Annotated in this window: 17 protein-coding genes; 7 read left to right on the forward strand and 10 right to left on the reverse strand. The window is 70.2% G+C overall.

Features of this window, described 5'->3' with window-relative positions; all coding sequences use genetic code 11:
• Positions 1–4 precede the first annotated feature (4 nt).
• A complete protein-coding gene (gene paaA, locus D3230_RS06885) occupies positions 5–982 on the reverse strand; it encodes a 1,2-phenylacetyl-CoA epoxidase subunit PaaA (protein WP_202344295.1) in 978 nt (325 codons plus the stop codon).
• 257 nt (positions 983–1239) lie between these two features.
• Between paaA and paaI the strand changes: the two genes are divergently transcribed.
• The 3 genes from paaI (at position 1240) to D3230_RS06900 (ending at position 3726) form a co-directional block, all read left to right on the forward strand.
• Complete coding sequence (paaI, locus tag D3230_RS06890; RefSeq protein WP_202344492.1) at positions 1240–1629, forward strand: hydroxyphenylacetyl-CoA thioesterase PaaI; 390 nt, start codon at positions 1240–1242, stop codon at positions 1627–1629.
• Between the two features lie 70 nt (positions 1630–1699).
• On the forward strand, positions 1700–3022 hold the full coding sequence (gene paaK, locus D3230_RS06895; protein ID WP_202344296.1) for a phenylacetate--CoA ligase PaaK: 1323 nt from the start codon (positions 1700–1702) through the stop codon (positions 3020–3022).
• Positions 3023–3099: 77 nt separating this feature from the next.
• Positions 3100–3726 (forward strand): TetR/AcrR family transcriptional regulator, encoded by a 627-nt coding sequence (locus D3230_RS06900; RefSeq protein WP_202344297.1) that lies wholly within the window; start codon positions 3100–3102, stop codon positions 3724–3726.
• 375 nt (positions 3727–4101) lie between these two features.
• Here D3230_RS06900 and paaZ read toward each other — a convergent pair whose 3' ends face one another.
• From paaZ to pdhA, 7 genes are all read right to left on the reverse strand, one after another.
• Positions 4102–6153, reverse strand: coding sequence for a phenylacetic acid degradation bifunctional protein PaaZ (paaZ, locus tag D3230_RS06905; RefSeq protein WP_202344298.1), 2052 nt, complete (start codon positions 6151–6153; stop codon positions 4102–4104).
• 14 nt (positions 6154–6167) lie between these two features.
• Positions 6168–7061 (reverse strand): 3-hydroxyacyl-CoA dehydrogenase family protein, encoded by an 894-nt coding sequence (locus D3230_RS06910; RefSeq protein ID WP_202344299.1) that lies wholly within the window; start codon positions 7059–7061, stop codon positions 6168–6170.
• Entirely contained in the window at positions 7061–7834 is a 774-nt protein-coding gene (locus tag D3230_RS06915; protein ID WP_337249121.1) for an enoyl-CoA hydratase/isomerase family protein, read from the reverse strand. The genes D3230_RS06910 and D3230_RS06915 overlap by 1 nt, the downstream gene beginning before the upstream one ends.
• Positions 7831–9048 (reverse strand): thiolase family protein, encoded by a 1218-nt coding sequence (locus tag D3230_RS06920; RefSeq protein WP_202344300.1) that lies wholly within the window; start codon positions 9046–9048, stop codon positions 7831–7833. Before D3230_RS06920 ends, D3230_RS06915 begins: the two co-directional genes overlap by 4 nt.
• A 132-nt stretch (positions 9049–9180) precedes the next feature.
• Positions 9181–10620 carry a dihydrolipoamide acetyltransferase family protein gene (locus D3230_RS06925; protein WP_202344301.1) on the reverse strand — a complete coding sequence of 480 codons (1440 nt, stop codon included), beginning with the start codon at positions 10618–10620 and terminating at the stop codon, positions 9181–9183.
• Positions 10617–11678, reverse strand: coding sequence for an alpha-ketoacid dehydrogenase subunit beta (locus D3230_RS06930; RefSeq protein WP_202344302.1), 1062 nt, complete (start codon positions 11676–11678; stop codon positions 10617–10619). The genes D3230_RS06925 and D3230_RS06930 overlap by 4 nt, the downstream gene beginning before the upstream one ends.
• The gene (gene pdhA / locus D3230_RS06935; protein ID WP_202344303.1) at positions 11675–12784 is read right to left on the reverse strand and encodes a pyruvate dehydrogenase (acetyl-transferring) E1 component subunit alpha; all 1110 of its coding nucleotides are present in this window, start codon (positions 12782–12784) and stop codon (positions 11675–11677) included. Before pdhA ends, D3230_RS06930 begins: the two co-directional genes overlap by 4 nt.
• 175 nt (positions 12785–12959) lie before the next feature.
• Here pdhA and D3230_RS06940 point away from each other — a divergent pair, with 175 nt between their 5' ends.
• From D3230_RS06940 to D3230_RS06950, 3 genes are all read left to right on the forward strand, one after another.
• Positions 12960–13430, forward strand: a complete 471-nt coding sequence (locus D3230_RS06940; RefSeq protein ID WP_202344304.1) for an Lrp/AsnC family transcriptional regulator — start codon at positions 12960–12962, stop codon at positions 13428–13430.
• 142 nt (positions 13431–13572) lie between these two features.
• Entirely contained in the window at positions 13573–14916 is a 1344-nt protein-coding gene (locus tag D3230_RS06945) for an MFS transporter (protein WP_202344305.1), read from the forward strand.
• A 70-nt stretch (positions 14917–14986) separates the two neighbouring features.
• Positions 14987–15478: an aminoacyl-tRNA deacylase gene (locus tag D3230_RS06950; protein ID WP_202344306.1), complete on the forward strand. Its 492-nt coding sequence runs from the start codon at positions 14987–14989 to the stop codon at positions 15476–15478.
• Here D3230_RS06950 and D3230_RS06955 read toward each other — a convergent pair.
• Positions 15409–16320: a carbonic anhydrase gene (locus D3230_RS06955; RefSeq protein WP_202344307.1), complete on the reverse strand. Its 912-nt coding sequence runs from the start codon at positions 16318–16320 to the stop codon at positions 15409–15411. The two genes, D3230_RS06950 and D3230_RS06955, sit on opposite strands and share 70 nt — an antisense overlap.
• 90 nt (positions 16321–16410) lie before the next feature.
• Here D3230_RS06955 and D3230_RS06960 point away from each other — a divergent pair, with 90 nt between their 5' ends.
• Positions 16411–17586 carry an acyl-CoA dehydrogenase family protein gene (locus D3230_RS06960; protein WP_202344308.1) on the forward strand — a complete coding sequence of 392 codons (1176 nt, stop codon included), beginning with the start codon at positions 16411–16413 and terminating at the stop codon, positions 17584–17586.
• Between the two features lie 1192 nt (positions 17587–18778).
• Here D3230_RS06960 and D3230_RS06965 read toward each other — a convergent pair.
• On the reverse strand, positions 18779–19087 hold the full coding sequence (locus D3230_RS06965; protein ID WP_202344309.1) for a hypothetical protein: 309 nt from the start codon (positions 19085–19087) through the stop codon (positions 18779–18781).
• Positions 19088–19120: the final 33 nt, after the last annotated feature.

The raw sequence follows: 19120 nt of genomic DNA on the forward strand, positions 1-19120 counted from the left end.
ATCGTTAGGCGGCGAAGCGGGCGCGTTCGCGCTGCTTGCGTGCGTATGCTGCGGCGGCCTCGCGCACCCACGCGCCCTCCTCGTGGGCGGTGCGGCGGTGATCGAGGCGCTCGGAGTTTGCGGGGCCGCGGCCGTCGAGGACCGCCATAAACTCGTCCCAGTCGATGGGGCCCGAGATCCACTTGCCGGTCTCCTCGTCGAAGCGGAGGTCCTTGTCGGGGCACTCGAGGCCGAGCGCCTCGAACTGCGGCACGCACATGCCGACGAAGCGCTGCCGCAGCTCGTCGTTCGAGAAGCGCTTGATCTTCCAGGCCATCGACTGCGCCGAGTTCGGGGACGCGTCGTCGCTGGGACCAAACATCATGAGGGAGGGCCAGTACCAGCGGTTGACCGCGTCCTGCGCCATCTGCTTCTGCTCGGGGGTGCCGTGCGAGAGCTCGTACAGGATCTCAAAACCCTGCCGCTGGTGGAACGACTCTTCCTTGCAGATCCGGACCATTGCGCGGCCGTAGGGGCCGTACGAGGCGCGGCACAGCGGGACCTGGTTGCAGATCGCGGCACCGTCGACGAGCCAGCCGATCGCACCCATGTCCGCCCAGGTGGGGGTGTGGTAGTTGAAGATCGAGGAGTAGCGGGCCTTGCCGTCGATGAGCTTCTGCGTCATCTCCTCGCGCGTCACGCCGAGCGTCTGCGCCGCGGAGTAGAGGTAGAGTCCGTGGCCGGCCTCGTCCTGCACCTTGGCGATCAGGATCGCCTTCCGCTTGAGGCTGGGCGCGCGCGTGATCCAGTTCGCCTCGGGCTGCATCCCGATGATCTCGGAGTGTGCGTGCTGCGAGATCTGACGCACGAGGGAGCTGCGGTACTTCTCCGGCATCCAGTCGCGCGGCTCGATGCGCTGATCGGCCTCGATGATGGCGTCGAACCGCTCCTGCTCCTCGGCCTCGCTGCGGGTGATGCGCTCGGGTGTGGTCGTGGGTGCCATCTGCTGCCTCCTTGCGTCAGGGCTGTTGCGGATCGTTCTCAGGTGCTGCCCGCTTACACGGGAAGAAATGAAGTGGTAGAGTGACGATCAGTGAATTACTTACCGAACAATCAGTAAGTATAGACGCAGCATACCACGATCGCAACGGAGCGCACATGAGTTCACCGCTGAACCCGACCACGGCCGCAACGGCCACCGCAGAGGCCCCACTCGCCGAGATTGACCTGCCCCTGGACCCGAGCTGGTCGGCGACGGCCATGCTCCGCACGGACACGGCGAAAACGGCCCTCGGCATCCGGATCACGGAGCTCGAGCGCGGCCGCGCCGTGCTTTCGATGCTGATCCGCGACGACATGGCCAACGGCTTCGGGATCACCCACGGCGGGATGGTGTTCACGCTCGCCGACACCGCGTTCGCGTACGCGTGCAACGAGGGAGACACCGCAGTCGTCGCCTCCGGCGCCGACATCACCTTCACGCGCGCCAGCCACGCGGGGGACACCCTCACCGCGGTGGCCACGCGCCGCTGGTTGTCGGGACGGAACGGGCTCTACGACATCACCGTCACCGATCAGTACGGCACCGTGATCGCCGAGTTCCGGGGCCGATCCTTCGCGACGAATCGGCCGCTCCCCACCGAGGCCTGATCGCCGCGCGCTCCCCTTCGCACCATTCCTTCCCCCGTGTTCACCGCCGCACACCAGATTTGAGGCACCCATGTCCAGCACCCAGACCCTCCTCTCCGACGTTTCCCTCGACGACGCCCCGGGCCTGCACCCCGAAGAGCGGCTCAGCCGCGCGGAACTCGAAGCGCTGCAGCTCGAACGGCTCCAGTGGACCGTGCGCCACGCCTACGAGAACGTCCCGTTCTACCGCCGCCGCTTCGACGAGATGGGCGTGCACCCCGATGACATTCAGCAGCTCTCCGACATCGAGAAGCTGCCCTTCACCACGAAGAACGACCTGCGCGAGAACTACCCCTTCGGCCTCTTCGCGGTGCCGATGGAGGATGTGCGCCGCATCCACGCCTCCTCGGGTACGACCGGCCGGCTCACCGTGGTCGGGTACACCGATCGGGACCTCGAGAACTGGGCCGACCTCATCGCCCGCTCGCTCTACGCCTCGGGCGTGCGCCCGGGCTGGAAGGTCCACAACGCCTACGGCTACGGCCTGTTCACGGGAGGTCTCGGGGCCCACGCCGGCATCGAGCGCCTCGGCTGCACCGTGATCCCGATGTCGGGCGGCCAGACCGAAAAGCAGGTGCAGCTCATCAACGACTTCCAGCCCGAGGCGATCATGTCGACCCCGAGCTACCTGCTGACCATCGCCGACGCGTTCGAGAAGGCCGGGCTGGACCCCCGCAAGTCGAGCCTGAAGGTGGCCATCTGCGGCGCGGAACCGTGGACGGACTCGATGCGGCGCGAACTGGAGGAGCGCCTCGACATCAAGGCCGTCGACATCTACGGGCTTTCGGAGATGATGGGACCGGGCGTGGGGAACGAGTGCGTCGAGACGCAGGACGGCCCCCACATCTGGGAAGACCACTTCCTCCCCGAGGTCATCGACGAGGACCTGCGCCAGGTGGCGGACGGCGTCGAGGGCGAGCTCGTCTTCACGACCCTCACGAAGGAGGCGTTCCCGATGATCCGGTACCGGACGCGGGACCTGACCTCGCTGATGCCGGGTACCGCCCGCCCCGCACACCGTCGGATCGCGAAGATCACGGGCCGCAACGACGACATGATTATCCTGCGCGGGGTGAATCTGTTCCCGACGCAGATCGAGGAGATCGCGTGCGAGATCCCCGAGCTCACCTCGCACTTCATCCTGGAGCTGTCGAAGCGCGGCACCATGGATCACCTCGTCGTGAAGGTCGAGCCGTGCGAGGGCACTGGGGACGCGGACGCGGAGCTGGCGGGGAAGCGCCTGCAGAAGCTCATCAAGGACCGTGCCGGAACGACCGTCGGCGTAGAACTCGTGGCCTGTGGCTCGCTGCCGCGCTCCGAAGGAAAGCTGAAGCGGCTGTACGACCTGCGGTAACTTGGATCCGGGCGGGGCATCCTGCCCGGATGAGCGTTCCGGTTCCCCGCGTGGGGCCCGGCGGGAAGGAGCGACCGATGGCAACGATCGACGCGGTGCCCGCAACCCGCCGGGGCCGGCCGGGCTACGACCAGAACAGCATGCTCGAGGTGATCGTGCAGCTGTTCATGGATCGCGGCTACGACGCCTCCTCGCTGGACATGATCGCGAAGCGGCTGGGCCTGTCGAAGTCCGCGGTGTATCACCACTTCACCTCGAAGGCCGAGATGCTGGAGATCGCCCTGGACCGGGTGCTCGGCGAACTCGAGCGAGTGTTCGACGACGCGGAGGCCGAGGAGGTCGACGCGGTGCTGCAGATCCGGCGCATCGTCCGTGAGGCCGTGCTCGTGGCCTGCGAGCGGCAGCAGTATCTCGTGCTGCTCCTGCGCCTCCACGGCAACTCGGAGGTCGAGCTGCGCGCGCTGGAGCGTCGCCGCGCCCTCACCTCTCGGCTGAGCACGATCTTCGAGCGCGCCAAGGCCGAGGACCACCTGCGCGACGACATCGATCCGCGCCTGGCCGCCCGCCTCACCTTCGGGCTCGTGAACTCACTGGTCGAGTGGTATCGCCCCGACGGCCCCGACGAGCCCGCCGCGCTCGCCGACACGGTGCTGTCGTACGTGCGCTCGGGCCTGCGCGTCAACGAGCAGCGCGACTTCCGCTAGGGGCACCGAGTCGGCCGCGTGCCGGCCGTCACCCGTCGGCGTGCCCGCGACCCCGCGACCCCGCGACCCCGCGACCCCGCGCAAGCGGCACCCTCCCCCCGCCTTTTTCGCCAAACTGAGCCTTTTCCGGCCGAATTTGGCTCGGGCGCGCGAAAATGCCTCGTTCTCGGCGGCGGCGGATCCGCGGGATCCCCGGCCGGTGCGCGAACCGTACGGTGCCGGCGCGGTGCCCGGGCGGTGCCTGACCGGGACCCCGGGCGGTGCCCGACCGGGACCCCGGGCGGCGCCCGACCGGGACCCCGGCTGTGCGCGGACACACGTCGGCCCGGCACGCGAGACGCGTGCCGGGCCGACGTGTGTGTCGAGAGGGGCGAGCTACGCCGCGGGCTCGGGCGTCTTCGACACCAGGGTCAGCACGTCGTAAGTCGCGACGATCTCCTCGTTCTGGTTCGTGAGCACCGCGTCCCAGTGAACCTCGCCGTACTCGTCGGTCTCGCGGGGCACGATCTGCTTCGCGGTGAGCGCCACGCGCACCCGGTCACCGGGGGAGACCGGCGTGATGAAGCGCAGGCTCTCGAGGCCGTAGTTCGCGAGCACGGGGCCGGGCTCCGGCGACACGAACAGGCCGGCGGCGAAGGACAGCAGCAGGTAGCCGTGCGCCACGCGCCCCGGGAAGAACGGGTTGGCCGCGGCGGCCTCCTCGTCGACGTGGGCGTAGAACGTGTCGCCCGTGAACTCTGCGAAGTGCGAGATGTCCTCGAGCGTGACCTCGCGCGGCTCGGAGATCACCTGGTCGCCGATCCGGAGCTCCTGCAGCGACTTCCGGAACGGGTGCACGTCGTCGCGGGTCGTCGCGCCCGCGTGCCACACGCCCGTGATCGCGGTGAGCATCTCGGGGCTGCCCTGGATGGCGGTGCGCTGCATGTAGTGGAACACGCTGCGCACACCGCCGAGCTCCTCGCTGCCGCCGGCGCGGCCGGGGCCGCCGTGCACGAGGTTCGGGAGCGGGGAACCGTGGCCGGTCGAGGCGCGGGCGCTCGTCCGGTCGAGGGTGAGGACGCGGCCGTTGCTCGACGCGATGCGGCGGGTCAGCTGCGCGACGAACTCGGGATCCGCTGACGCGACACTCGTGACGAGGGATCCGCCACCGCGCACCACGAGTGCCGCGGCTTCGGCGGGGGACTCGTACGTGATGATCGAGGACACGGGGCCAAAGGCCTCGGTGTCGTGCACGCGCTCGGCCTGCGGATCATCGAAGCGGAGCAGGATCGGATCGACGAACGCGCTCTCGCCGCCGGGCTCCTGGCCGCCGCCGAGCACGATCCGCCCACCGCCGTCCACGAGGCGCTGCACCTGGCGCAGCACTTCGGTGCGCTGCTCGGCCGAGGCGAGCGAGCCCATCGTGGTGCCCTCGGCGCGGGGATCGCCCACAACCACCTTCGTGGCGATCCGCTCGGCCACGGCCTCGGCCACGGCGTCAGCGCTCGTCGCCGGGACGATGGCGCGCCGGATCGCGGTGCACTTCTGGCCCGCCTTGGTCGTCATCTCGGACACGAGCTGGCGCACATATCCGTCAAACTCGGGGGTGCCCGCGACCGCGTCGGGGCCGAGCACCGAGGCGTTGATCGAGTCGGTCTCCGCCCCGAAGATCACGCCGCCGGTCTGCACGGCCGGGTGGCGTCGCAGGCTTTCCGCCGTGCTCGCGGAGCCGGTGAACGCGACGACATCGCCGAGCTGGGCGTGCTCGAAGACCTCGCGGATCGAGCCGGAGACGAGCTGCACGGATCCCTCGGGGAGCAGGCCGGATTCGAGCATGATGCGCACCATATGCTCGGTCAGGTATGCGCCGGGCGTCGCGGGCTTGATGATCGTCGGCATGCCGGCGAGGAAGGTGGGGGCGAGCTTTTCGAGCGCGCCCCACACGGGGAAGTTGAACGCGTTGATCTGCACGGCGACGCCGGGCAGCGTGGTGCGGATGTGGCGGCCAAGGAACGAGCCGTCCTTCGACAGCGGCTCGACGGGGCCGTCGATCTGCACGCGGGCGTTGGGCAGCTCGCGGCGGCCCTTGCCGGAGTAGGTGAAGAGCACGCCGATGCCGCCGTCGATGTCGACCCAGGAATCGGTCTTCGTGGCACCCGTGCGGGTGGAGAGCTCGTACAGCTCCGCCTTGCGTTCCGTGAGCGCGAGGGCGAGCTGCTTCAGGATCACGGCGCGCTGGTGGAAGGTGAGGGCACCGAGGGATGCCTGGCCGGTGTCGCGGGCGTAGGCCATCGCGCCGGCGAGGTCGAGGCCGGCGCTCGACACGCGAGTGACGATCTCGCCGGTCACGGCGTCGCGCACCTCCGCCGCGGGGTGCGCGGAGAGATCCGCGTCGGAGGGCTGCCACCAGGCACCCTGGACAAAACTCGGAAGGATCGGGTGAGTCATAGCGGCTCCGTTCATCAAGCAGTGGGGTTCGGGGTGTCGGGCCAGGCGTAGAAGCCCTGCCCGCTCTTGCGGCCGAGCGTGCCGGCGGCGACCATGTCGCGCAGCAGCTGCGGCGGGGCGAAGGTGTCGCCGAGGTCGCGCTGCAGCTGCTCGGCGATGCCGAGGCGCACGTCGAGCCCGACGATGTCGGTGGTGCGCAGCGGGCCGACCGGGTGGCGGTAGCCGAGCTCCATCGCGAGGTCGATGTCCGCGGGGGAGGCGACCCCCTGTTCGACCATGCGGATCGCCTCGAGGGCGAGCGCGACGCCGAGGCGGCTGGAGGCGAAGCCCGGCGCGTCGGCGACGGTGATCGGGGTTTTCCCGAGGGCGCGCACCCACCCGCGCGCGGTCTCGGGCAGTGCCTCGGCCGTGGTCTCGCAGACGACGACCTCGATCAGGGAGGACGCGGGGACCGGGTTGAAGAAGTGCAGCCCGATGAACCGTTCCGGATGGCTGAGCGCCCCGGCGAGCTGGCCGAGCGGGATCGAGGAGGTGTTCGACGCGATCGTGGCCGTCTCGTCGAGCTGCGCCTCGATGGTGCGCAGGGCGGTGTGCTTGAGGTCGAGGACCTCGGGCACGGCCTCGACGACGAGCTGAGCGCCTTGGAATCCTGTGGGATCCGCGGTGACGGTGAGGGCCGCACGGAGTACCGCGGCGTCGCCCGCGAAGCCGCGCGCGATCGAGGCGTCGATGCTGCGCTCGATCCGCTCACGCGCCGCATCGGCCGAGGCCGCGTCACGCTCCACGACGGTGACCCGGGCGCCGGCCAGCAGGAACGCGTGCGCGATCCCGCCGCCCATGCGCCCGCCGCCGAGCACGCCGACGCGCTCGGGAACGGCGCTGCCCGCGGTCTGATCCGTCTCGCTCATCACTTCTTCTTCCGTTCCAGGAACTCGGTCATGCGGCGCATCTTCTCGGGGCTCTCGAACAGGCTCGCCTGCTCGGCGAGGTCGATTGCCGGGTGTGCCTCGCGGGGGGCGCGGAGTACGCGCTTGGTGGCGCGGGTGGCCTCGGGGTCGAGCTTGCCGATCCGTGCCGCGATCTTCTCCGCGGCGGCGAGGGCGTCCTCGCCGGTGTCGTGCAGGTGGGTGACGAGCCCCGCCGCCAGCGCCTCCGTACCGTCGAGGATCCGACCCGCGAGCAGGATCTCGGCCGCGAGCGGCTCGCCGACGAGCTCGCGGAGCCGCCAGCTCGCGCCCGCCGCGGCGAGGATCCCGAGCCCGGTCTCCGGGTTGCCGATCCGCAGGGCGGGGGTCCCGACCCGGATGTCGGCGGCGTAGGCCAGCTCCGCCCCGCCGCCGAGGGCGAAGCCGTCGAGCGCCGCGATCACGGGCATCGGGAGCCCGGCTACGCGCATGAACGCGCGGGTGTTGATGCCCGCGCGGGCATCGGCGGCGCGGCGTTCGCGCAGCTGCGCGATGTCGGCACCCGCGGCAAAATCGCCGCCGGCCCCGTGCAGCACCAGGGTGCGCGGCGTGTGTTCCAGCTCGGCGCAGAGCTCGTGCAGGGCGTCGATCAGGTCCTGATCGATCGCGTTGCGCTTCTCGGGGCGGTTGAGGGTCGCGAGCACGTGCGTCCCACGATCCTCGATCCGGAGCGGCCCGCCAGCGGTCTCGGCGGTCACCCTTGTCGCGGCGCTCACGCGGTCACCCGCTCGATGATCGTGGCGGTGCCCTGGCCCACGCCCACGCACATGGTCGCGAGGCCGTAGCGCGAGTTCTCGCGCTCCATGCGGCCCAGCAGCGTGACGAGCAGGCGGGAACCGGACGAGCCGAGCGGGTGGCCGAGCGCGATCGCGCCGCCGTCCGCGTTGACCCGCGCGGGATCGAGGCCGAGCCGGCGCATGCACGCGAGCGACTGCGAGGCGAACGCCTCGTTCAGCTCGACCGAGCCGATGTCGTCGACCGTGAGGCCGGCGCGCTCGAGCGCCTTTTCGGTCGCCGGGACGGGTCCGAGGCCCATGATTTCGGGCGCGAGGGCGGCGGACACGCTGGTAACGATGCGGGCGCGGGGCACGAGCCCGTAGCGCTCCACGGCCTCGCCGCTCGCGACGAGCAGCGCGGAGGCGCCGTCGTTCAGGGAGGAGGCGTTGCCCGCCGTGACCACGCTGCCGCCGGCCACGACCGGGCGCAGGCCCGCGAGGACCTCGGCGGAGGTCTCCGGGCGGGGGCCCTCGTCGGTGTCGACGATCACGGACTGGCGGCCCTTCGGGGCGTTCACCGGCACGATCTCATCTGTGAAGTGACCGGCCGCCATCGCGGCGACCGCGCGGCGGTGGCTCTCGACGGCGAAGGCGTCGGCGTCCTCGCGGCTGATCCCGTCGACCCTGGCGACCTCTTCCGCGGTCTCCGGCATCGTAAAGGTGGCCTTGTCCCGTGCCGCAAGCAGCGGGTTGGTGAAGCGCCAGCCGATCGAGGTGTCATACTGCGCGCCGGGCTTCGCCCAGGCGCGTCCCGGCTTTTCCTGCACCCAGGGGGCGCGCGTCATCGATTCCACGCCGCCCGCGATGATCAGGTCGGCGTCGCCGGCCCGGATCGCCTGCGAGGCGCTCGCTACCGCGGTCATACCGGAGGCGCAGAGCCGGTTCACGGTATAGCCGGGAAGCGTGTCGGGCAGGCCCGCGAGCAGCACCGCGAGGCGCGCCACGTTGCGGTTGTCCTCGCCGGCCTGGTTCGCGGCGCCGAAGACGACCTCGTCGATCGCCCCGTTGGCGATGGCGTCCGGGCTGAGCCCGGAGCGCTCGACCGCCGCGCGCAGCACGATTGCCGCGAGATCGTCGGGGCGGACCCCCGCGAGTGCGCCGCCGTAGCGGCCGACCGGGGTGCGGACCCCTCCTACGAGATATGCCTCTGGCATGGGCGTTGACCTCCTCGTCTGCCCCGTCCGTCGGCCACATCGAATTAGTGACTGATCGGTCGGTAATGAATTCAGGATAGAGCGCCGAGGGGCTCCCACGCAAACCCTGCGCGGAAGCCCCTCGGGTGGTGCCTAAACGCGAGCGTACGCCGTGAGCGGCTGCTCGAGCAGGTCGACGACCGCGCGCAGGAAGCCCGCGGCGTACCCGCCGTCGCAGACGCGGTGATCGAACACGAGGGAGAGTTGCGTGATCCGGCGCGCCACGATCTCGCCGTCCACGACCCACGGCCGCTCGATGATCCGCCCGATGCCGAGGATCGCGACGTTCGGGGTGTTGATGATCGCCGCGGACCCATCGACGCCGAAGCCGCCGTAGTTGTTGACGGTGAAGGTCGAATCGCGCATCAGCTCCGGCGGGGTGCGCCCGTCGCGCGCGGTCACCGCGAGCTCGCGCAGTGCGCGGTCGAGGCCCCGGAGATCGAGGGTGTCCGCGCGCGGGATCATGGGCACCATGAGGCCGCGCGCCGTGTCGACCGCGACGCCGAGGTTCACGCCGTCAAACTGTGCGAGCTCCTCGCCGTCCCCCACGATGCGCGAGGCGAGCAGCGGGAAACGCTCGAGTGCGAGCAGCACGTAGCGGGCGAACAGCGCCGTGACCGATGGGGCCTTCTCGCCCGGCGCAGCCATCTGGGGGCGAAGCTCCCAGAGCTGCGTCACGTCGACGTCCACCCACACGGTCGCCTCGGGGATTTCGCTGCGGCTCCGGCTGAGCGTGGCGCTGACCGCCTTCCGGAGCGGTGAGAAGCGCTCGCGCTGGATCTCCCGGAGCGGGCCCGTGGGCCTGGCCGCGGTGGTGCCCGCCGCATCCGCGCCCGACGCCTGCGGTGCGGGGGAGACCGCTGGTGCCGTGCGCGCGGCCTCCGCGGCGCGCAGCACGTCGGCGCGGGTGACCGCCCCGTCGCTGCCGGTCGGCGGCACGGTGCGGGGGTCGATCCCGAGCTCGCGGGCAAGCCGGCGCACGATGGGCGAGCGCACCGCGACCGGGCGGCCCGGGGCGGCGGCGGCCGGTGCCGCGGCCGGTGCGGGTGCTGCCGCGGCCGGTGCTGCTGCGGCCGGTGCTGGCACCGCCGGCGCCGCCGCTGCCGGAGTCGTTGTCGGCGCCGCAGCGCGGGGTGCGGCCGATCCGGCGCGGCGCCGGCGGCCCTTCGCGGGGCCCGCCCCGGTGCCGTAGCCGATCAAGACGTTGCCGGATCCGGCCTGCTCCTCCGCGCGATACGCCTCCTTCTCCGCGGCGTGTGCGGCTGGAGCGGCGGCGTCGGTGGCGGCGTCGGATCCGTCGTTCACCTCGATGACGGGGGCCCCGGTGAAGATCGTGCCGCCCTCTTCGCCGTGCAGCGCGAGCACGGTGCCCGCGTACGGGGTGGGGAGATCCACGATGCTCTTCGCGGTCTCCACCTCGGCGATCACCTGGTCGAGGGCGATCTCGTCGCCGACCGCGACGGCCCAGCGCACGAGCACGGCCTCCGTGAGGCCCTCGCCCAGGTCCGGCAGGGTGAAGGTCTGCGTGGTCATCGTGCGTCCTCCCAGTGCAGGGTGTCGATCGCGTCCATGACCCGATCCACATCGGGCAGGTTCCAATGCTCGAACTTGGGTGAGGGGAAGGGGACGTCGAAGCCCGCGACCTTCCGTACGGGGGCTTCCAGGTACTCGAAGCACTGCTCAAACACGCGCGCCTGGATCTCGGAGGCGACGCTCGCGAAGCCGGGGGCTTCGGCGATCACCATGGCCCGGCCGGTGCTGCGGACGGCGTCCATCACGGTGGCGTCGTCGAAGGGGGTGAGCGTGCGAACGTCAACCACCTGCACGCTGCGGCCCTCGGCCTCGGCCGCCTCGGCGGCGGCCATCGCGACGGAGAGCGACGGCCCGTAGCTGATGAGCGTGAGATCGGTGCCCTCGCGCACCACCTGCGCCTGTCGCAGCTCGGCGACGATCGAGGTGTCGACCGGACCCTTCGACCAGTAGAGCTTCTTCGGTTCCATGAAGATCACGGGATCCGGCGATGCGATGGCCGCGCGCAGCAGCGAGTACGCGTCCTGCGGGGTTGCGGGGGAGACCACGGTGAGGCCCGGGGTGTGCGCGTAGTACGCCTCGGAGGAGTCGCAGTGGTGCTCGACGCCGCCGATGCCGCCGCCGTAGGGGATCCGAACCACGATGGGCATGCGGGTGGCCCCCTTGGTGCGGTTGCCGAGCTTCGCGACGTGGCTCACGACCTGCTCGAACGCCGGGAACGCGAAGGCGTCGAACTGCATCTCGACGACCGGGATCATGCCGTTCATGGCCATGCCAACCGCGGATCCCATGATGCCGGACTCCGCGAGCGGGGTGTCGAAGCAGCGGTCCTCGCCGAAGCGCTCGGTGAGACCGTCCGTGATCCGGAACACGCCGCCGAGCGCCCCCACGTCCTCGCCGAAGATGAGGACGCGGCCGTCTTCTTCGAGCGCGTCTGCGAGTGCACGGTTGAGCGCCGCCGCCATGGTCATGGTCTCGACCTGGGACCCTGGCGCCGCGTCGGATGCGCCCGCACGCTGCGGGGCTGCGGTGGGTGCGGGGGTGAGGGTTGCGGTGCTCATGCGTCGGCCTCCGTACGGCTGATCTCGTCCTGCAGGGTGTGCCACTGGGCGTCGAGGCTCGCGGGGCGCTCTGCGAAGACATGGGTGAAGAGGTCCTCGGGAGAGACCACGGGCTCGGCGTGCATCGCCTCGCGGAGTTCGGCTGCGGTGCGCTCGGCGGCCTCGGCGAACTCGGCCTCGAGTTCCTCGGTGAGCGCGCCGCGGTCACGCAGCAGGGTGCGGACGCGGTCCAGCGGATCGCGCTCGGTCCACGCCTGCACGGCCTCGTGCTCGCGGTAGCGCGTATCGTCGTCCGCGTTGGTGTGCGCGAGCATGCGGTAGGTGTGCGCTTCGACGAGGCTCGGGCCGTCGCCGCGACGGGCGCGATCGACGGCCTCGCCGAGCACCGAGAGGAGCGCGGCCACGTCGTTGCCGTCGACCCGTTGGCCGGGCATGCCGTAGCCGATCGCCTTGTGGGCCAGCGACGGCGCGGCGGTCTGCCGCGACAGCGGCACCGAGATCGCGAATTCGTTGTTCTGGATGAAGAACACGACGGCGAGGCCGAAGACGGCGGCGAAGTTCATCGCCTCATGGAAGTCGCCCTCGCTCGTGGCACCGTCGCCGCACATCGCGAGCACGACGGTGTCCTCACCGCGCAGCTTTGCCGCGTGGGCGAAGCCGACGGCGTGCAGCAGCTGGGTGGCAAGCGGCGTCGCCTGCGGGGCGACCCGGCGCTCGTGGGGATCGTAGCCGGAGTGCCAGTCGCCGCGCAGCAGGACCATGGTGTCCTCGGCGGCAACGCCGCGAGTGATCACGGAGACGGAGTCCCGGTACGTCGGGAAGAGCCAGTCGGTGTCTTCGAGCACCTGGGCCGCGGCGATCTGGCACGCTTCCTGGCCGTTCGAGGAGGGGTACACGGCGAGGCGGCCCTGGCGCACGAGGGCGTTGCACTGGTCGTTGATCCGGCGGCCGGCGACGAGGGCGGCGTAGGCGCGGGTGAGCGCGCCATCGTCGGGGGTCGCGTACGCGGTGTCGGGGGTGTGGTCACCGGCGGGGGTGACGAGCTGCACCGGGACGTCCCGGGGCAGGAGAGCGGTGGCCTCAGCGGACACTCTGGATTGAGACATCGGCTCCTCCTTGAGCTAGCGCGCACTCCCTGGTGAACGGAGGCGCAGTGGTGGTGCCCCTTACCGTAGCGATTGTCTTGATTCGCCGCGGCTTCGGTGGACATTTCATGCAAATTTGCGCGGAAAAGTGTACGATTGGTCATGCAATGACGCGAATCGCCGAGACGGGAGTGGCATGGAACTGGACGAGACGGACCGGGCGATTATCGAGGTGCTCCGCAGCGACGCGCGAGCCTCAATGACCACGCTGGCCGAGGAGGTGCACATCTCGCGCGCGGGGGCTCACGCGCGGGTGAAACGACTCCGCGATTCGGGGGTCATTACGGGCTTCACCGTGCGCACCGATCCCGTCAGATTTGGGCAGCACGCCTCCGCGTATGTGACGCTCTCCGTGGAGCAGCCCGCCTGGCAGGACGTGCGCGCGCGGCTGATGCGGATCCCCGAGGTCGAGCACATCGCGCTCGTCGGCGGCGAGTTCGATGTGCTGCTGCTCGTGCGGGCACGGGACAATCGTGACCTGCGCCGCGTGGTGCTCGAGGAGGTGCAGGCGATCCCCTCCGTGCGGACGTCGCGAACCCTGTTGATCTTCGAAGACTTCCCCAACCTCCCGGCGGGTGAACGCCGAGCCGCGGCTCTGAATTCCTGATCCGCAGACTTGTTTCCCGCCCCGACTCGAACACGTCGGCGAGCCGGGACGATTGTTGCTGCTCAGCCGGGGCCATGTACACTCGGAAACAGTCCGACCGGTCGGTCAGGATTTCGCGGGGGATATGAACGATGGAGTTCCTATGACAACTACTGCCCAGGTGAGCGCCAGCTCGCGTCGCACCGAAGAGCGGCGTGTGCTCGCCGGAACGGTGGTCGGGACCACGATCGAGTGGTACGACTTCTTCATTTACGCGCAGGCGGCCGGTGCCGTCTTCGCCACGCTGTATTTCGCTCCGGCGGGGGAAACCGTGGGTCAGGTCGTGTCCTGGGCCTCGCTCGGCATTTCCTTCCTGTTCCGGCCGCTCGGCGCGATCGTCGCCGGCCACCTGGGTGACCGGCTCGGCCGGAAGCGGATGCTTGTCCTCACGCTCGTCATGATGGGCGTCGCCACTGCGTTGATCGGCGTGCTGCCGACCTACGCGCAGATCGGGATCGCGGCCCCCGTGCTCTTGATCCTGCTCCGCGTGCTGCAGGGCTTCTCCGCGGGCGGCGAGTGGGGCGGTGCCGCGCTCATGTCCGTCGAGCACGCACCGAAGGGCAAGCGCGGCTTCTTCGGGGCCTACCCGCAGATCGGGGTGCCACTGGGCATGATTCTCGCCACCGCGAGCATGTGGGTCATCACCACGGTGCTCACCGAGGAGCAGTTCCTGTCCTGGGGCTGGCGGATCCCGTTCCTGCTGTCGATCCTGCTGATCGTGGTGGGCTACTTCATCCGCCGCACGGTCGAGGAATCGCCCGTGTTCAAGGAGCTTCAGGAGCGCAAGGGCGAGTCGCAGGCCCCCATCAAGGTCCTGTTCACGAAGCACACCCGCGAGGTCATCCTCGCGGCGCTGATCTTCATCGCGAACAACGCCGCCGGCTACCTGTTGATCGCGTTCTTCTCGACCTACGCAACGCGCCCCGTGGAGGCGGGCGGCCTCGGCCTGGAGCGCCCACCCGTGCTGCTCGCCACGACCCTGGCCTCGTTTGGCTGGCTGATCTTCACCCTGTACGGCGGAATCCTGTCCGACCGGATCGGGCGCGTGCGCACCTTCCAGATCGGCTACGTCCTGCTCGGCCTCTGGGCGATCCCCATGTGGTTCATGATCGACACCGGCAACATCGTGATGTACTTCGCCGCGCTGTTCATCATGACGATCGGCCTGGGCCTCTCCTACGGCCCGCAGGCCTCGCTGTACGCGGAGATGTTCCCCGCCGACGTGCGCTACTCCGGCGTCTCGATCGGCTACGCGATCGGCGCGATCTTTGGCGGCGCCTTCGCCCCGATGATCGCCGACCTCGTGTTCGGTGCCACCGGGGCGTCGTGGACGATCGGCGCCTACATCCTGGGCGTCACGATCATCTCGCTGGTCGCGGTGTCGCTGGTGAAGGAGCCGAAGGGCGTGAACCTCCACACCCAGACGACGGACGTCGTCACGCCGTAGCCCCGCGCGCGGGATCCGCCCCGATTCCGCGCTCCGCGAACCACTCATGCCGCCGCACTAGTGTGGCGGCATGAGTGTTTCTGAAGTGCCGCGCCTGGCGGCAGACGACGCCGCGGCGCGGGGACTGGCCATCGAGTTCGTCGCTCGGCAGGAACAGGGCCCGCCCGTGGACGGACGGGTCGGTGGCGTGCGCGTCGCGAAAACCGTGGTGGTGCAGCGCGGCGACGAGTTTGTGTTCGTCATCACCGATCTGGCCGCGCGTTTTTCCTGGCCGAAGCTCCGCGCTGTGCTCGGCGTCAACCGGGTGTCCCTCCCGACCGCCGAGGAGGTGCTCGCCGCGACGGGCTACGCACGCGGGTCGATCTCACCGATCGGCGCGCACACCCCGTGGCCCGTCGTGATCGACGCCGGACTGCGCGGCGAACGCATCGCCGTCGGATCCGGCTCGCATGGCTGGGCCGTGCTCGTCGAGGCGGATGCGCTCGCGCGGGCCTACGGGGCGACCGTGGCGGATGTGGTGCCGGATCCGGACACCGCGGGGGAGCCCGCGGCCGCGAAGTAGCCGAGCGCGGCCTCGCGCAGCGTCTCCTGCAGCTCCGCATCGTCCTGCGCCGCATTCCGCAGGCCCGGCTCCCAGCCGCCCGAGCGCATCAGTCCGACGGTGCGCTGCGTGAGGTCGTAGACGCCGAACGCGGCGGCACGACCGAGGTTCTGGGCGACGACATTGGCGCTGAGCGCGGCATTCGCGATCGCGCTGAGACCGATCAGGGCCTCGCGCAGCCGCGGCGAATCCGCGGCCGCAAGGAAGGTGGCGGTTCCCGTGACCTGCTGCAGCGCGTGGGCGGCCAAGCGGACGCTGCCGAAGAGCGAGTCGACGATCTCGCGCAGCGGCGCGAGGCGAGCCACCTCCGGATACGTGTCGGGGTAGAGCAGGGCGTCCACGGCCGCGGTCACCGCACCGCACTGCGAGTGCCCGATTACCGTGAATAGCTGCACGCGCGGCAGGTGGGCCGCGGCGTAGTGCAGGCTCCCGAGACACTCGGCCCCCGGCACGTTGCCCGCGATCCGGACCACGAACAGGTCGTTGGCGCCGCGCCCCAGCGCGAGCTCGATCGGCACCCGCGCGTCCGAGCAGCTCAGCACCGCCGCAAACGGTTCCTGATTCAGGATCCCGTCCTCGTCGGACGCGTTGACGAAGCCGAGCGCTTCCGGGTCGAGCCGCATCTCGATGTCGCCGCCCGTGGTGCCCAGGGCCCCGAAGCCGAGGCTGCCCTCGTTGAGGAGCGTGCGCGCCTCCTCCGGGGTGTGCGCCTCAACCGGTGCGGGACGGTCGGAGTGCGCGATCCAGCGGATCTGCAAGACATTGTCGGCGCTGCCGGAATTCGGATGCGGTGTGTCCCCCATGTCTGCATCGTACGGGGAAGCGCGACCCGTGGCTAGACTGGCGACGGTCGCGGGGTTCACGCCCGCGTGGGAACTGCAGGAGGCACGCGCATGACCGATCGGGAAACTCGCCACCGGGAGCTCGCAGAGCGGTTTCTGCCGGACGCCCTGATCGAGCGGATCCGGCAGCGGGCGGCTGAAACCGACCGCGAGAACACGTTTTTCACCGAGGACCTCGCCGAACTGCGGGAACACGGGTATCTCACCGTATTCGTGCCCGAGGAGTTCGGCGGCCCCGGCCTGACGCTGCACGAGGTCTCGCGGCTCCAGCAGCGGCTCGCCACGGCGGCGCCGGGAACGGCGCTCGCGGTGAACATGCACCTGATGTGCACGGGCGTGGCGCTCGCCATGCGGGAGCGCGGAGATCGCGCGCTCGACCACGTGTTCGCCGAGGCGATGGCGGGCGAGATCTTCGCGTTCGGGATCAGCGAGCCCGGCAACGACTGGGTGCTGAGCGACTCCCGCTCTGAGGCTGTCCCGCAGGAGGACGGCGGCTACCGGATTACCGGCACGAAGATCTTCACCTCGCTCTCGCCGGTCTGGACGCGACTGCTGACTCACGGTGTGGACCGCAGCGATCCGGCAGATCCGGTGCTGGTGTTTGGCTTCCTGGAGCGAGCCGCGCCGGGGATCACGGTCTCGGATCGCTGGGACGTGCTCGGGATGCGGGCCTCGCAGAGCCGCGCGACCCGCCTGGATGACGTGCCGATGGCGGCGGATCGCGTGGTGCGGCGGCTGCCGGTGGGCCCGCAGCCGGACCTCCTGCCCTTCGCGATCGCCGCGAACTTCCAGCTGCTGATCGCTTCCGTGTACGCCGGGGTGGCGCGGCGGGCGCTCGACGTTGCGGCCGAGGGGCTCCGGAAGCGCACGTCGGCACAGCGCGGGACGACGCTCGCCGAGGTGCCCGAGTCGCGGGTGCGCCTCGCGGACGCCCACCTCGACTTCCTCGTGGTACCCGCGCTGCTCGACTCGGTCACGCGCGACTTCGACGAGCTCGTGGACCACGGTTCCGGGTGGTCGCCGCGACTGGTGGGCGCGCGCCTGCACGCCACGTCGGCCGCGCGGCGTATGGCCGAGGTCGCGCTCCAGTGCGCGGGCGGATCCGGCTTCGACAACGGCCACGAGGCGAGTCGCCTGTATCGGGACGCCGCGGCGGGCATGTTCCACCCGCCGGCCGCCGACGCCGCGCGCCCGCTGTTCGCCGCGGCGCTGCTCGACGAGGCGTAGGGCCGGCGCCGCCGGGCGCGGCTGCCTGGCGTCGCCGGGCCTGCCTGCTTGGCTGGTGCCTGCCTGGCAGGCCGCCGGGTGCTGCCAGCTTGCCTGCCTGGCACCTGCCTGGCACTGCCTGCCTGGCGCTCAGGACCCCCGGACCCTCACCAACGCGCAGGAGATTCACGAATACGCAGGAGATTTCTGCCCGAAATTGGCCGTTGTCGCAGGATCTCCGAGGTTTTGGTGACTCCTGCGGGAAGGGGTTGCGTGTATCCCAAGCTGCTCGCGCAAGCTGCTCGCGCGCTGCCTGCCCGGACGCATGGTCCCCTGCCTACACGGTCCGCGCTGTCCGCGCGCTGCTTGGCCTGGATGCCCGGATCTCCCAGCGTTCACCAACGCGCAGGAGATTCACGATTTCGCAGGAGATTTTTCCCTGAAATTGGCCGTCGGCGCAGGATCTCCGTGGTTTTGGTGGCGCCTGCGCGAGGAATCGGGCTTCTCCGAAGCGGCTCGTGCGCTGCCCATCCGGTCGCCTGGCTCCCTGCCCGCCGGGTCTCCCAGCTCCCACCAACGCGCAGGAGATTTACGATTACGCAGGAGATTTTTCGCCGAATTCGGCCGTCGGCGCAGGATCTCCGTGGATTTGGTGACTCCTGCGCGAGGAGTCGGGCTTGTCCGAAGCTGTTCGCGCTGCCTATCCGGGCGCCTGGCTCTCTACGCAGGCTGCGTACGTGGCTGCCCGCTCGCTGATTGCCAGGCCGCTAGTGCACTGCCCGCCGGGTCTCCCAGCTCCCACCAACGCGTAGGAGATTTACGATTACGCAGGAGATTTCTGCCCGAGATTGGCCGTCGGCGCAGGATCTCCGTGGATTTGGTGACTCCTGCGCGAGGAGTCGGGCTTGTCCGAAGCTGTTCGCGCTGCCTATCCGGGCGCCTGGCTCCCTACGCACGCTGCGCACGTGGCTGCCCGCTCGCTGATTGCCAGGCCGCTAGTGCATTGCCCGCCGGGTCTCCCAGCTCTCACCAACGTGCAGGAGATTTACGAATACGCAGGAGATTTCTGCCCGAAATCGGCCGTCGGCGCAGGATCTCCGAGGTTTTGGTGGCTCCTGCGCGAAGGGCGCGAAGCACGCGACGGGCGGCGGGCGGCGGGCGGCGAGCGGCGACAAGCGCGGCGGGCAGCAGGGGGCGCGCCGGGGGCGAGTGGCTAGTCGCGGCCCCGGTCGGCGAGGGCGGGGATGAGGCCGAAGGCGACCCAGAGGCCGATCGCGTCGACGATGATGCCACCGGCGAACAGCAGGAACTCCGCGCCGGGAACGCTAAACGCCATCCCCATCATGTAGAAGCCGCCGAAGACGAGGATGGCGGACACCAAGAACCCGATGATCGTGGTGGCCCCGTGCCGCGGGTGGGGGTTCGGGACAAACGGCGACCGCTGCTGCGCCGGTGTCTCGCTCGCCGATGATGTGGGCGTCGCGGGCGTTCCGGGATGCGCGACAGGAGCCTGGTTCGTCATGTTCGTCCTCCAAGGATTCATGCACCAATGATT

Origin of the sequence: Leucobacter chromiireducens subsp. solipictus, from assembly GCF_016758195.1 — a bacterium.
GTDB lineage: Bacteria > Actinomycetota > Actinomycetes > Actinomycetales > Microbacteriaceae > Leucobacter > Leucobacter solipictus.